Here is a 14,446-nt window from a genome sequence, read left to right as displayed (position 1 = left end):
CTATTGCTCCTGCTTATAAATTTTAATTAATTCGATAAAGTGATCAAAAAGTGGCGCAGCATCGTGTGGACCCGGACTGGCTTCAGGGTGTCCTTGAAAACTAAATGCAGGTTTTTGATTATGATGAATTCCTTGTAATGAACTATCAAATAAGGATTTGTGTGTAGCACGTAAATGTGCGGGCAAGGTGCTTTCATCGACAGCAAATCCGTGATTTTGTGCGGTAATCATGACACGATTATTTTCTAGATCCTTAACAGGATGATTACCACCATGATGACCAAATTTCATTTTGACGGTTTTTGCACCGCAAGCGAGCGCTAAAAGCTGATGCCCTAAACAGATACCAAAAACTGGAATATTGGTGGTTAAAAACTGCTTAATTGCCTCAATAGCATAAGTGCAAGGGGCGGGATCACCAGGACCATTTGATAGGAATATTCCATCTGGGTTTAATGACAATACTTCATTTGCGGGGGTTTTTGCGGGTACAACTGTTAATTTACATCCTCGTTCAACTAACATCCGTAATATATTTTGTTTAACTCCAAAATCATAAGCAACCACATGATAAGGCAATTCACTTTCCGCTTTTGGTGTAGGATGCTCTTGTTGTCTTGTCCAAATACCGCAAGTCCATGTGTAACTTTCCTTACAAGTCACTTCTTTAGCCAAATCTAATCCACTTAACCCTTTATAATTTAGTGCCTCTTGTTTGGCATTTTCGGCTTTATCTAATAAGGTCTGTTTATCATTAGCCGTAATGATCACACCATGTTGTGCCCCTTTTTCACGTAAAATACGGGTTAAACGACGCGTATCAATATCCGCAATTGCAATTACGTTATGCTGTTTTAAATAACTGGAAAGATCCATTTCACTTCGATAATTGCTCGCAATTAACGGCAGATCGCGAATAATCAGTCCTTTTGCATAAATTTGGTTAGATTCGGCATCCGCATTATTTGTTCCTACATTACCAATGTGGGGATAAGTGAGAGTAACTAATTGTTCCGAATAAGAAGGATCGGTTAGGATTTCTTGATAACCTGTCATTGAAGTATTAAATACTACTTCCCCAACAGTCTGTCCATTAGCACCAATTGATTTGCCAATAAATTGCGAACCATCTTGTAACATAAGGAGGGCATAAGTTTGCATGATTAAAAAAGCCTTTTGAATAGGTTGTCATTATTTTTGAATAAAAATTCAAATTTACTTACCTGTTAAGTTACAGTGATTGGCATTTTATTACACTTTTTTATACAAAAAAAGCAATATTATAAAAATTATTTTAATAATTAAATCTAATTTTTGAGACTTTTTGACGAGTTAATAAAATATAAAGGTTATTTTGATGTTTAACTTGAATTTGCATAATTATTCAAATAGAATCGTGTGAATATTTACGGTTATTAGGAGCCACATTATGCACGGTTTTTATCAACGTCACTTTTTACGCCTACTCGATTTTACCCCTGCCGAAATCAATCAATTAATTAATCTGGCTATTGAATTAAAACAAGCTAAGCAGCAAGGGCTGGAACAAAAGTATTTACTCGGTAAAAATATTGCTCTTATCTTTGAAAAAGATTCAACACGTACGCGCTGTGCATTTGAAGTTGGCGCTTTTGATCAAGGCGCAAACGTTACCTATTTAGGGCCGAGTGGTAGCCAAATTGGGCATAAAGAGTCAATTGCTGATACTGCACGTGTGCTTGGTCGTATGTATGATGGCATTGAATATCGTGGTTATGGGCAAGAAATTGTTGAAACTTTAGCAAAATACGCGGGTGTACCTGTATGGAATGGTTTAACTACTGAAGCCCATCCAACCCAAATTTTAGCTGATTTTATGACCATGAAAGAACATATTGGCGATAGAGCATTAAGCAGTGTTAAATTTGCCTATTTAGGTGATGCACGAAATAATATGGGAAATTCGTTAATGGAAGGGGCGGCATTAATGGGTATGGAAATTCGTTTAGTTGCGCCAAAAGCCTGTCAACCCGAAGCTCAATTGGTACAGAAGTGTCAAGAGATAGCCAAAACGACAGGTGCTAAAATTATTTTAACTGAAGATGTTGCTTCAGGTGTTAAAGATGTTGATTTTCTTTATACCGATGTATGGGTATCAATGGGTGAACCGAAAGAAGTGTGGGATGAGCGTGTAAAATTATTAACGCCCTATCAAGTCAATCAAAATGTCATCAATTTGACTCATAACCCAAATGTGAAATTTATGCACTGTTTACCTGCTTTCCATGATATGAATACCACGGTTGGCAAACAAATGGCAGCACAATACGGTTTAAAAAATGGCTTAGAAGTGACCGATGACGTCTTTGAATCGAAACACAGTATCGTATTTGATGAAGCTGAAAACCGCCTCCATACGATTAAAGCGGTAATGGTTGCAACGTTAGCGAAAGACGAATAATATAGTTGATAATCATAAATACTTAGCTTTGCTAAGCAACTTTTTTGCCGACTTAAAGTCGGCATTATTTTATCTAAAAGACCTTTAACATAATGACAAAACAAGAGCGAAATAAAGACTTTAAAAAATATGTCCAATTAACCAATCCTATCCATTTACTCGCGGTGGGTTTAGGGTCTGGTATGTCATCTATTATGCCCGGTACGATGGGATCGGCAATGGCAATACCACTTTGGCTGCTATTTAATGGTTTGCAACCGTATTTATATTGGGTGTTAATTGTCGTCGCTTTTATTTTTGGTTGTTTTTTATGTCAAAAAACGTCGGATGATACTCATACTCATGATTCGGGACATATAGTATGGGATGAATTTGTTGGTATGTGGATTACCCTATTTTTTATTCCACAAATCTCTATTTTATGGATTGCTATTGCTTTTGTTGCTTTTAGAGTCTTTGATATGGCAAAACCTTGGCCGATTCGTTGGTTTGATAAACGAGTACCCGGAGGTTTTGGTATTATGGTTGATGATGTCATTGCGGCTATCTTTTCTTCAGTTACAGTTTATGTGATAGCTTTGCTAATTAAGTAACAACTTTTATTGCTAACATAAATAGGAATTGATTGTAATAAACCGCATCAAAACAGAAGAGTAAAATCGATTCGACTTAAGACAGAAACGATGCATTAATTAAAACATTTTTTGTGACCAGCCTAATTTACTTGAAAGATTATTAAAATAGTCGTAATCCTTTGAGTGAATTAAATTAAATTCATATGAAGAACGGCGAATAATTACATCGTGCGATGGTTTTACGGGTAAAATTATTTGGCTGTCACAGGCAATATTCAAATCCAAGGCTGTTGTTGGGAATTTAAGATGAATAGGATTATCCCCTTTAATCACTAATGGTCTAACCGCTAAAGAATGCGGAAACATTGGTGTAATAATCAAGGCATCTAAATGGGGCGCTAAAATAGGCCCACCAGCCGATAGTGAATATGCTGTTGAGCCAGTCGGAGTAGCAATAATTAACCCGTCAGCACGTTGCGAAAATGCATTGCGTTCATTAATATAGACATCATAATCAATCATATGTGCAACTGTATTTGGAGTTATCACAATTTCGTTTACGGCAAAGCCTGAGTTAATCATTTTACCGTTATCAAATATGGATACTTCTAATAAAAAACGCGGATCATCGACATATTCACCTGCAATAACTGGGCTTAATTGTTCAATTACCTGTTCATGCGAAATATCAGTCAAAAAACCTAGATTACCACGATTAACGCCAATCACTCTGATTTTATAGTGAGATAAGTATCGCGCTGAGCGTAACATATTGCCATCTCCACCAACCACGATAGCTAAATCAGCTTGCTCACCAATTGTTTCCAACGAAGCATAATGGCTAACTGGGAATTGAATATATTCGGCTAATCTATCTTCTACTAATACACGAATACCGAGTTTAACAAGCCAATCATAAAGCACTTGATGGGTTTCAATTGCTTCTAATTTACGTGGAAGTCCAATTAGACCAATGCATTTAAATGGAGTCACCATAAAATATCCTTACCTTATTTTTTTATAAACATCTGTATTTTTTCGGTATAAATTAAAAAAAATATATATCAATGTCTCGATAAGCTTGTAATAATAAAAATTGTCCCCATAATAACCGTTATTCATTAAGTTTTCGACTACATTTGGAGTACCTTATGACAGAACAAGATAAAAATATGTCAGAAAATGAAGCTAACATTGACACCCCAGCAGAAGAAACAACAGAACAACAAGCGGCAGCGCAGCCAGATTTAGAAGAGCAATTGAAAGCAAAAGATACTCGTATTGCCGAGCTTGAACAAGCTTTACAATTAGCTAAAAAGAATGAAAGCGAAGCGATGATTCGTGCGCGTGCTGAAATTGATAATGTTCGTAAACGTGTTGAGCAAGATGTCGATAAAGCGCGTAAATTTGCGTTAGAAAAGTTTTCAAATGAATTGTTACCCGTCATTGATAACTTAGAACGTGCTTTATTATCTACTGATAAAAATAATCCGGAACATCAAGCAACCGTTGAAGGCTTAGAACTGACATTAAAATCGTTCCTAGATACGGTCAAAAAATTTGGTATTGAAGTTGTTAGCACGGAAGATTCTCAATTAAATCCTGATGTGCACCAAGCAATTAGTATGGTTGAATCACCAGAACATCAATCAGGACAAATCGTTAATACAATCCAAAAAGGTTATACTTTAAATGGTCGATTAATTCGTCCAGCGATGGTTATTGTGGCTAAATAATAGTATCGTCGTAAATAGTAGATGGTTTAACCGCCATCTATAAATGGCGGTTAATTTTATTTTTTACGTTGCTCTTCACGCGTCAGTTTTTTCATCTTTTGTTCAATTCGCTGACGTTTTAATGGTGAAAGGTAATCGACAAATAATTTACCTTTTAAATGATCCATTTCGTGTTGTATACAAATAGCAAGTAGGTCGTCGGCATCAATTTCATAAGGATTTCCATCACGATCTAGTGCTTTGATTTTAATTTTTTCCGCTCTTGGTACAAAACCTCGACAATCAGGTATTGATAAGCAACCTTCTTCAATTCCTGTCTCGCCTTCTTGACTGATTACTTCAGGATTAATAATCACATAAGGTTGGCTTTTGTCTTCGGTTACATCAATTACAATGATCTGCTCATGTATGTCCACTTGTGTTGATGCAAGGCCAATGCCTTTTTCTGCATACATGGTTTCAATCATGTTGTCGATAATAGTTTGTAACTCTGGCGTAAATTGGGTGACGGGTTTAGCAACTTTGCGGAGTCGCTCATCAGGGAAACGTAATACCGGTAAAATAGCCATAAATTCTTCGATCTACTCCTCAAAATTCAGATTAGTTCAGTTTATTACTCATTGTAAACATTTATCATGTCATTGAATAGCCCTTATTGGCTATTGGTAGTATTTATCTTATCTATTCAGAAAATTAAATTTATTTAACATGAGTGCAAAAAGTTATAATGAGTAAATATGAATTCTTATTACGAATTTCAATGCTTGGACAAGGAAAGCTTTCAATTTTTAAAAAAATTAGCCAACTTTTTGGCACAGATCTGCCTAATATAATTAATAATGTATCGTTTTTACTTGAGAAATTAGCATTGACTCAAGAGCAACAAGAAAATTTTTTAGCTACTTCTTATTTTCATTTTGAACCGATACTTGAGTGGCTCAATACTCCTTATCCTCAAAAGCATTTAATTGCGTATTGTGATTCAGATTATCCGATTCTGCTTAAGCAAATTAGTTCACCGCCAATTTTTTTATTTGTTATGGGTAATCGTCAGCTATTACATTCTCCACAAATTGCTATGGTTGGTAGCCGTGAGTTTAGTGAATATGGCGCTCAATGGGGACGATATTTTGCTGGTGAATTAGCCATCAATGGATTAACCATTACTAGTGGTTTAGCCCTAGGTTTAGATGCGATTTGCCATCGCGGTGCGCTTGAGGTAGCGGGTAATACTATTGCCGTACTCGGTAGTGGATTAGTCAATATTGCACCAAGGTCAAACTTAAACTTAGCGAATGATATTTTAGCGCAACATGGTGCGATAATATCAGAATTTTTGCCGTTTGAAAAAGCAAGAGCAGAATATTTTCCCAGACGTAATCGAATTATTAGTGGGCTAAGTTTAGGTACTTTTGTCATTGAAGCATCAGAAAAAAGTGGTTCACTAATAACCGCTCGTTATGCACTTGAGCAAAATCGTGATGTGTTTGCATTGCCAGGTGATATTGATAATCAAAACTGTGGTGGAACGCATTATTTAATTAAGCAAGGAGCCTATTTAGTTACTGAGCCTATTGATATTTTAGAGCATTATAGTCGTTATTTATCAACAATAAATCGACAAACAAAAGACGATGAAGATCTCAATAATTGTATTTTGTATCCTGAAATTTTTGCTGTCATTCATCATCAACCCATTGCAGTTGATACAATTGCAGCATTGGTTAATTTATCGATTCCTGAACTTACCAGTAAATTATTAGATATGGAAATAGCTGGATTAATTATGACAGTAACAGGGGGATATATTCGCAAGCGAACGATCAAATGATAGATAAATTATTGTCAAAAAGTTTGAGGTAATGGCTATGTTTCAGTAAAAAACCGCCGATATTTATCGGCGGCAAGAATAATATATTATTCTTCTATTTCTAATGCAATTTCAGACAAAATAATACCAGTATTATCGGCATAGACAAAATCGCCTGAAAAGAATGTTACGCCACCAAAGTTAACGCGGATATCAACTTCACCAACGCCTTGATTTTCAGCTCCTACAGGAATTGCGGTAAGTGCTTGAATGCCAATTTCAGCTTCAGCTAAGTAGTCAACTTGACGAACAGCACCATAAACAATAATTCCTTCCCATTGATTTTGTATTGCAATATCAATTAGTTCTGCATCAATCAACGCACGACGCACTGAACCACCGCCATCAATTACCAAAATTTTACCTGTGCCATCAGTTTGTAGAGTTTCAAAAAGTAAACCATTGTCCTCGAAACATTTGACTGTCACAATTTGTCCAGAAAATGATGTTACACCACCAAAATTACTAAATATAGGTTCCACTACGTTAACATCTTCTGGGTAGTAATCGCAAAGAATTGAAGTATCAAACTCCATCATCAGGTCTCCTTTTGCTGTCGTATTTTAATACTATATAGTATAACGCTAACATCAAGTAAAACGATATTAAAATTAAATAATCGTGAGCTAGCTCAAAATTATTCCCAAACAATAAAGTAAATTAATCAATAAAGCAAGTTTGACCATCTGCAATAGTAAAGGGAACGCATCTTTTGCTGTTTTAAATTGAAAAACGGCATAAATATGTCTAATCAACAAAGGTAGACAGAGCATAAATAACCAACTCCAACAAGTTTGTAGATAACTATAGGCGAACAAGCTAAATGAGCATAATGAAATCACCAATAATAGAAGGTGATAAACGCGCCCAAGCTCTTTGCCCATTAAAACTACCAGTGTTCGTTTGTGATTCATTTTGTCACTGTCTATATCACGAAGATTATTGATATTAAGCACTGCAACGGACAATAACCCACAGCCTAAAGCTGGCAAAATAATCGGCATTGGTAATGTTTTGCTTTGTAAGTAATAGCTTCCTGCTACGCTAATTAGACCAAAAAAGATAAGCACAGATAGGTCTCCAAGACCTATATAACCATAAGGTTTTTTACCTATCGTGTAAGTTATTGCTGCAATAATAGATAATATTCCTAATAGTATAAAACTTAAAATTTCATAAATATTATTACAAGCTAAATAAATTAAAGTTAGTCCAAATAAAATACATAAAAAACTATTAATCCATAGTGCTTTTTTTAATTGATTAAGCGTAATTAAACCTAACTGCAAACCACGTTTATGCCCATTTAAGTTTTGTCTATCACTGCCTTTAATTGCATCGCCATAATCATTGGCTAAATTAGATAAAATTTGTAGTAATGATGCGGTAATGATTGATAAGAGCATAATCAGTGGATCAAAAGACCAATTCCAATACGCAAGTGCATTACCCATCAAAATAGCACAAAGTGATAATACTAATGTTTTAGGGCGTAAACTAATAATCCATGGATAATATTTATTGGGCATACAACATATTATTTATTTCAAAATCAAGTATTCATCATATCAGTAATTGATAATATATTCACGTTTTAGTACTAACTAATTGACGGTTTATTATTAACTTTTGGATTTTTAGGATGTAAAAAACTCTTTAATTTTTTGAAATATCCTCTGACTTTTCCTTCTCGTAGTGCAGCTATAAAAAAGCCTAATGAACCATACATTACACCGAGAAAAAGAATCATAAATATATTAAATAAATTGTCTGACAGACCTAATCCCATCTGATTTACGCCTGCAATCATATTCGTTGCCCATGTTGATGGCAGCATTCTCGATACTGTTTGTACCCATAAAGGCATAGCATCAAGTGGCCATATGGTACCTGATAGGTAAAATACAGGTGTTGTTAAAAAGGCTAAAGTTAAATAGATCATCTCTGTTCGGCGTAAACACTCCGTGAGCAATTTACTTAAGCCCAAAATTCCTAATAATAGAGGAAATGTCATGATAATAATTTCAGGTATGCTGGCTAATTGCCGATAGCCGAGTAGCCATGGCCATAATCCAAATAGGACTATAGATAAAAATAACCATATTGGAATAATACCGAATAAACTTCCGAATATAACAATCCTTGGTGGCTTACCTTGTGGCAAGGAGTGTAGGGTAATATTGGTTCGCGTTGAGGCAATTAAAAAGGAGTGTTGCAACAACATGACTAATAGTCCAGGAAAGGTTATTGCTGCAAAGCTGATACCAGCATTATAAAGTGGCATCGTTTGCCCTTTTATTGGCGATAAAATGATATTAATCTGCTGATCAGAAAAACCACCATTACGCATTACCCGCGTATTATATTCAGTCAATATTTGTTGATATATTCCCTTAATATCGACTTGTATCAAACCATTAGCTAAACGGCTAGAGGCATCACCATAAGCAGGAATGGTTACGTCTTCACCATTTAATAAGCGTTTTTCAAAATCCCTTGGAATGGTAAACACAGCAAACAATTTACGATTGTTTATATCGTCATAAGCTTGTAATGAATTTTCATAAGTAAGGACATTGATTTTAGAACTGGTATTTAAAGAACGAATCAAACTGCGGCTTGTAGCTGTATGATCTTGATCGACAATAGCAACGGGTAAATTAGTGATAGTACCATTAAGATAAACAAGACTCATTAACGAGACAGACAATAACATCAATAACCACATTGGTCGCATTAGCATAAAGAAAAACATTTTTACAGCTGAAGAAAAAAATAGCTTAAGCATCCAAATATTGCCTCTTACTGTGAGTGTAAACGTTTGACTAAACGTTTTCTAACTAATACTGTAATAATTATTGGATAGATCATTAAAATACTACAGGTTTTTAATACGGATAGATAACTAGAATGCCGTAAAAATAGATCGAACAATTTATTGAGGGCATAAGTTAAAGGTTCAAGTGATGAGATAAATCTAGCTATCCACGGCATAGATAGCTCTGGCACAACCACGCCTGAATAGGTTAATGCAAGTCCTACTAAAACCCCAATATAGGTATATGCATCTAATGTTGTTTTGGTAAACGTGTAAAGCAAAATACCAATACTTTGTGCCGCAATCACATAAAAGAAGACCACCATCATCATAGCAAATGGCGAACCTGAAACTCGAGCATCAGAAAATAAAACCAGCATTGCTATTTCAAACATCAATAACATGGTATACCAAATGGTATAAGGAGCTAATTTACCTAATACAAACGGATAATTAGGTCGAGTACGTTTGGGTAATTGCGACAAAATATAAATAGTTGTGGTAACCACAAATAATTGCAACAAATGCACTACTGCCGAAAATTGTTGGAAGTACATTGAGTTACCACTTGCATTAAATAGCCCATCATAATTGAAATTAACTTGAGCAAGTTTGGGAACGGGTAAACCAATACTGGTTGCCATGGTTGTCCGATATTGGGTGTTTAACGATGCAATTAACCCTGAATAATCCATTATTGAATATAAACCAGCACTATAATATAGAGCATTATAATAGAGCATTGGTGTTGGCTGACGGCCAGCTAACACATCTGCCTCAAAATTAGGTGGTATATAAAGAACGGCATAAATTTTGGCTTTTTCTAAATCATGTTCAGCCATTTTTAGCTGATTATCATAATTGATCAGATTGGCATGTGCGCCAGCGTTAAGATCCCGTATTATTTCACGAGATAAAGAGCTTTTATCTTGATCAACATAGCCTACCGGTAGATCAAACAGTACACCTTTGTGAAAGATACTGCTAATTAACACAAAGATAATTAGCGGTAAAATCCACATTAACCAATGGAAAGTAAATCGCTTAAATATAACTGGTATTTCATCGTTAAAAGCGTCTTTAAAGCGATGCCAGAAGTCTAAAACTAGTTGTCTATTTTCCATAATGTACTCATACCTGCGCGTAAGCCTTCTACAGGTTTAGTTGGATAAAGTCTAATTTCAAACGTTTTTAAATCAAAATCACCGGTCGCACGAGTGGCGCGTTTGGTTGCATAATCACCCATTGGTGAAATAAAACGAACTTCCGCTTCAACTTCTTTGTTACCAAGTGCGGGAACTTCTAGCTTAATATGATCACCTTTATGAATATGAGGCATAATATTTTCACGAATATTAAACACAAAATAAGCTTGTGGTAATCGAATAACGGTTAATAGTGGACTATTGGCATTGAATAATTCGCCTACTTCAGCAGGAATTGAACCTACTTCTCCATCTACTGGGGCTTTAACTTGCAAGTCATCAAATTGGATTTGTAATTGCTTAAGTTGTTCTTCAGCTTCTTTTAATTTGGCATCATAAATTTGTCGTTGTTCAACACGATCACCATTTCGTGCTTGATCTAAATTAGCCTGTGCTGATAAAACTTGTTGATAAGCAGCATCACGCGTTTTCAGCGCATTATCTAATATTGATTGTGATACAAAGCCTTTTGCTGAAATTGCTTTATTACGATTGTACTCTTTTGAGGCATTGTCATAAGCTACTTTAGCTTGTTCAAGTAATGCTTCATAATAACGAATACTTTCTTCACGTGTGCCATGTTCAGAAAGTGATACTTGTGCTTGTGCTTGATCTCGTGCTGCTTCAGCCGCTTTAACTTGTGCTAAAAGTTCTGGACTATCAAGCGTAATTAAGACATCATTTTGTTTGACATCATCACCACGATTCACATGAATAATTTGCACTCGCCCCTTTGCTTTAGAGGAAATGCTAACATTAGGCGCATCAACTTCGCCTTGTAAGATAAGTTCGCTATTATGAGCACGAATTAAGATCGCCATCGAAATTAATATAACAATCAATGCTATAACAATAAAAATTTTTTTATTCATAAATTTGTTTTGAGTGACAATTGTAAGATAAGGCCTAAAGAACTAGGATAATTGTACGCAATCAAGAATTAACATACGTCATTAATGATTACTATATCATACGATATAGTGTTTTATTTAAACAATCAAAGCTATATTTTTATACCAAAATAAAGATTACATGGAATAATTTATAACTCAATTGCTCACATTCTATTTCACCCTTAAATAAATTTCAATAATTCTAAACCACCATTTTAATAGATTTTATTTATGAATGTTATCAGTCAAAAGAAATAGATAAAAACCTACTTATTTAGTAAGATATTTATAATTAAATTAATAAGGCTTTAATTATGCAAAAAATAATTATTATAGGTGGTGGTGCTGGTGGTTTAGAACTCGCTACTGATCTAGGTGATAAATTAGGCAAAACGGACAAAGCTCAAATTACCTTAGTTGATAAAAACAGTTATCATTTATGGAAACCATTATTACATGAAGTAGCAACGGGTGTCCTTGATGAGCAAGTTGATAATATTTATTATGCATCTCAAGGGCAACAGCATAATTTTGAGTTTACCCAAGGTACATTTACCGATCTTGATCGAAATAGCAAGCAAATTACGGTTATCAACCATAATGATGAACCTATTTCTATTGATTACGATATTCTGGTTATTGCCATTGGTAGTACCTCTAACGATTTTGGTACACCAGGTGTTAAAGAACATTGTATCTTTTTGGATGATCAAAATGCGGCTATTCGCTTACGAGAAATATTGATCAATAAATTCACCAGTTTTTGTTCAATCATTGATGATCATCAAAGCACTGATGAGGATAAAATCCGAATTGCAATCGTTGGTGGTGGAGCAACCGGTGTTGAATTAGCTTCTGAATTACCAAATATGGTAGAAAAATTTGGCGCCTGTGGTCGTAACAAAATGTGTTCGGATCTTCTAGATGTGTCAGTTATTGAAGCAACTGATCGTATTTTACCTGCTTTGCCAGAAAAAACAGCGATAAGTATTACTAAAACGCTTGAAAAACAGGGTATTCATGTATTAACAAAAACCATGATTACGAAAGCGGAAAATGATGGATTTTATCCAAAAGATGGCGATATCATCAAAGCCGATATTATGATTTGGACTGCGGGTGTTAAAGCACCTGATTATTTAAAAGAAATTTCAGGATTAGAATCTAGTCGTTCCAATCAATTGGTGGTGAAACCGACATTGCAAACTTCTCGTGATGACAGTATTTTTGTTATTGGCGATTGTGCTTATGCAATGCAAGATAATGGTCATGCTTCACCACCTACTGGTCAAGCTGCTCATCAAATGGCGAAAATTTGTTACGAAAATATTATTAAATTATTAAATAATGAACCTTTAAATACATTTAAATATAATGACAAAGGTACTGTTATTTCACTACATAATACTGCTGAAGGTGTAGTTAAATTAATTGGTAATAGTGAAATGGGTGTTAAAGGATGTCTTGCTTTAATGATTCATAAATTACTTTATCGTATGCATCAAGCAAATTTACTTGGCATTTTTAAAACTATTCGTTTTGCTCGTGCCAGTAAATTTATGTATAAAACCAAATCGACTTCTATTTTTAGTAATCGTGATTAATTATTAAAAAAAGACTAACAGCTACTTAAAAAATTTTTTAAGTAGCTGTTTTAGATTATATTATTATCTTAATTGATTAAATTTTTATAGGTAGTAGTTGATGCATTTTATTTTCATTTTTGGTTTACTTTTTGCTAGCTGCACTGCTTTAGCAAATTATCAACCACTAGATGGCGATATTATTTTCCAATCTTCTCAATCCAACCAAAGTAAAGCTGTTGAGCAGGCAACTAAGTCCCCTTATAGTCATATGGGTATCATTTTTACTAAAGATGGCAAACCTTATGTTTTTGAAGCGGCAAGTAGAGTGGTTTATACGCCGTTAGATAAGTGGATAAATCGCGGAAAAAATAAAAAATATGTGATAAAGCGTTTAAAAGATCATACCTTATCACAAAAAGAAATTACCAATTTAAAACAGGTCGCTAAAACATTTGAAAACAAACCTTACGATATTTGGTTTGGATGGGATGATAATTATATTTATTGTTCAGAATTAGTTTGGAAAATTTATAATCGGGCACTTAAACTGAAAATTGGTCAATTACAAACGATTAAAGATTTTAATCTGTCATCACCAGCGGTTAAACAAAAATTAAAAGAACGCTATGGTAATAAGATACCTTATCAAGAAACTGTAATTTCACCTGTTGCGATGTTTAATTCACCATTATTAATCACTGTTGATAAGCGCTGGTAATTTACTTTAGCATAGCAGTAATTTTTTTATTGGAGCAAAGCTTTTACGATATAAATGGTTAATGCCATGTTTTTCTATTGCAATTAAATGATCTTTGGTTGGGTAACCTTTATGTTTAGCAAGACCATATTGGGGATAAAGTTTATCTAACTCGACCATCTCACGATCTCGTGTGACTTTAGCTAAAATTGATGCAGCACTGATTTCTGCCACTAATAGATCACCTTTAACAACTGATTGAGTTTGAATGCCAAAATTGGGGCAACGATTACCATCGACTAAGACATAATTGGGTTTGATTTTTAAGCCGGATACCGCTCGTTGCATAGCCAGCATAGTGGCATGTAAAATATTTAACTCATCGATTTCATCCACCGATGCTCTGGCAACACACCAAGCTAATGCATTATCTTTAATTACTTCAAATAATTGTTCACGTTTTTTTTCAGTAAGTTTTTTTGAGTCGGTTAAACCAACGATAGGTTTAGTTGGATCTAATATAACTGCTGCAGTAACGACATCACCACATAGCGGACCTCTTCCAACTTCATCGACTCCGGCTATTAATGTAGCATCAGGGTAAGTAAATTCTAACAACGATATAA

General features: G+C 34.7%; 15 protein-coding genes. 6 read left to right on the top strand and 9 right to left on the bottom strand.

Features of this window, described 5'->3' with window-relative positions; translation table 11 throughout:
- On the bottom strand, positions 1 to 1,161 hold the full coding sequence (carA, locus tag A9G17_RS06995) for a glutamine-hydrolyzing carbamoyl-phosphate synthase small subunit (protein WP_065738105.1): 1,161 nt from the start codon (positions 1,159 to 1,161) through the stop codon (positions 1 to 3).
- Between the two features lie 268 nt (positions 1,162 to 1,429).
- Here carA and argF point away from each other — a divergent pair, with 268 nt between their 5' ends.
- Together argF and A9G17_RS06985 are read left to right on the top strand one after the other, a co-directional pair.
- Positions 1,430 to 2,440 carry an ornithine carbamoyltransferase gene (gene argF / locus A9G17_RS06990; RefSeq protein WP_065738104.1) on the top strand — a complete coding sequence of 337 codons (1,011 nt, stop codon included), beginning with the start codon at positions 1,430 to 1,432 and terminating at the stop codon, positions 2,438 to 2,440.
- 92 nt (positions 2,441 to 2,532) lie between these two features.
- A complete protein-coding gene (locus A9G17_RS06985) occupies positions 2,533 to 3,033 on the top strand; it encodes a phosphatidylglycerophosphatase A family protein (RefSeq protein ID WP_065738103.1) in 501 nt (166 codons plus the stop codon).
- A 99-nt stretch (positions 3,034 to 3,132) separates the two neighbouring features.
- On the opposite strand, the gene nadK is transcribed toward A9G17_RS06985, so the two are convergent.
- Complete coding sequence (gene nadK / locus A9G17_RS06980) at positions 3,133 to 4,011, bottom strand: NAD(+) kinase (protein ID WP_065738102.1); 879 nt, start codon at positions 4,009 to 4,011, stop codon at positions 3,133 to 3,135.
- Positions 4,012 to 4,166: 155 nt separating this feature from the next.
- On the opposite strand from nadK, the gene grpE reads away from it, so the two are divergent.
- Entirely contained in the window at positions 4,167 to 4,751 is a 585-nt protein-coding gene (gene grpE, locus A9G17_RS06975) for a nucleotide exchange factor GrpE (protein ID WP_065738101.1), read from the top strand.
- A 56-nt stretch (positions 4,752 to 4,807) separates the two neighbouring features.
- Here grpE and def read toward each other — a convergent pair whose 3' ends face one another.
- A complete protein-coding gene (def, locus tag A9G17_RS06970; RefSeq protein ID WP_065738100.1) occupies positions 4,808 to 5,320 on the bottom strand; it encodes a peptide deformylase in 513 nt (170 codons plus the stop codon).
- Between the two features lie 158 nt (positions 5,321 to 5,478).
- Here def and dprA point away from each other — a divergent pair, with 158 nt between their 5' ends.
- Entirely contained in the window at positions 5,479 to 6,582 is a 1,104-nt protein-coding gene (dprA, locus tag A9G17_RS06965; RefSeq protein WP_065738099.1) for a DNA-processing protein DprA, read from the top strand.
- Positions 6,583 to 6,668: 86 nt separating this feature from the next.
- On the opposite strand, the gene rraA is transcribed toward dprA, so the two are convergent.
- From rraA to A9G17_RS06940, 5 genes are all read right to left on the bottom strand, one after another.
- Entirely contained in the window at positions 6,669 to 7,157 is a 489-nt protein-coding gene (gene rraA / locus A9G17_RS06960) for a ribonuclease E activity regulator RraA (protein WP_065738098.1), read from the bottom strand.
- A gap of 90 nt (positions 7,158 to 7,247) precedes the next feature.
- Positions 7,248 to 8,150 (bottom strand): 1,4-dihydroxy-2-naphthoate polyprenyltransferase, encoded by a 903-nt coding sequence (locus A9G17_RS06955; protein WP_065738097.1) that lies wholly within the window; start codon positions 8,148 to 8,150, stop codon positions 7,248 to 7,250.
- 71 nt (positions 8,151 to 8,221) lie between these two features.
- Positions 8,222 to 9,409 carry an ABC transporter permease gene (locus A9G17_RS06950; protein WP_065738096.1) on the bottom strand — a complete coding sequence of 396 codons (1,188 nt, stop codon included), beginning with the start codon at positions 9,407 to 9,409 and terminating at the stop codon, positions 8,222 to 8,224.
- Between the two features lie 14 nt (positions 9,410 to 9,423).
- Positions 9,424 to 10,563: an ABC transporter permease gene (locus A9G17_RS06945; RefSeq protein WP_065738095.1), complete on the bottom strand. Its 1,140-nt coding sequence runs from the start codon at positions 10,561 to 10,563 to the stop codon at positions 9,424 to 9,426.
- On the bottom strand, positions 10,545 to 11,516 hold the full coding sequence (locus A9G17_RS06940; protein ID WP_065738094.1) for an HlyD family secretion protein: 972 nt from the start codon (positions 11,514 to 11,516) through the stop codon (positions 10,545 to 10,547). The genes A9G17_RS06945 and A9G17_RS06940 overlap by 19 nt, the downstream gene beginning before the upstream one ends.
- 335 nt (positions 11,517 to 11,851) lie before the next feature.
- On the opposite strand from A9G17_RS06940, the gene A9G17_RS06935 reads away from it, so the two are divergent.
- The gene (locus tag A9G17_RS06935) at positions 11,852 to 13,141 is read left to right on the top strand and encodes an NAD(P)/FAD-dependent oxidoreductase (RefSeq protein WP_253248104.1); all 1,290 of its coding nucleotides are present in this window, start codon (positions 11,852 to 11,854) and stop codon (positions 13,139 to 13,141) included.
- Between the two features lie 100 nt (positions 13,142 to 13,241).
- Positions 13,242 to 13,841: a YiiX family permuted papain-like enzyme gene (locus A9G17_RS06930; protein WP_065738093.1), complete on the top strand. Its 600-nt coding sequence runs from the start codon at positions 13,242 to 13,244 to the stop codon at positions 13,839 to 13,841.
- A 6-nt stretch (positions 13,842 to 13,847) separates the two neighbouring features.
- On the opposite strand, the gene rnhB is transcribed toward A9G17_RS06930, so the two are convergent.
- On the bottom strand, positions 13,848 to 14,438 hold the full coding sequence (rnhB, locus tag A9G17_RS06925; protein ID WP_065738092.1) for a ribonuclease HII: 591 nt from the start codon (positions 14,436 to 14,438) through the stop codon (positions 13,848 to 13,850).
- Positions 14,439 to 14,446 lie beyond the last annotated feature (8 nt).

The organism is Gilliamella sp. wkB7 (assembly GCF_001693435.1).
Taxonomy (GTDB): domain Bacteria; phylum Pseudomonadota; class Gammaproteobacteria; order Enterobacterales; family Orbaceae; genus Gilliamella; species Gilliamella apicola_N.
This window is presented reverse-complemented; position numbering and strand designations above follow the sequence as displayed.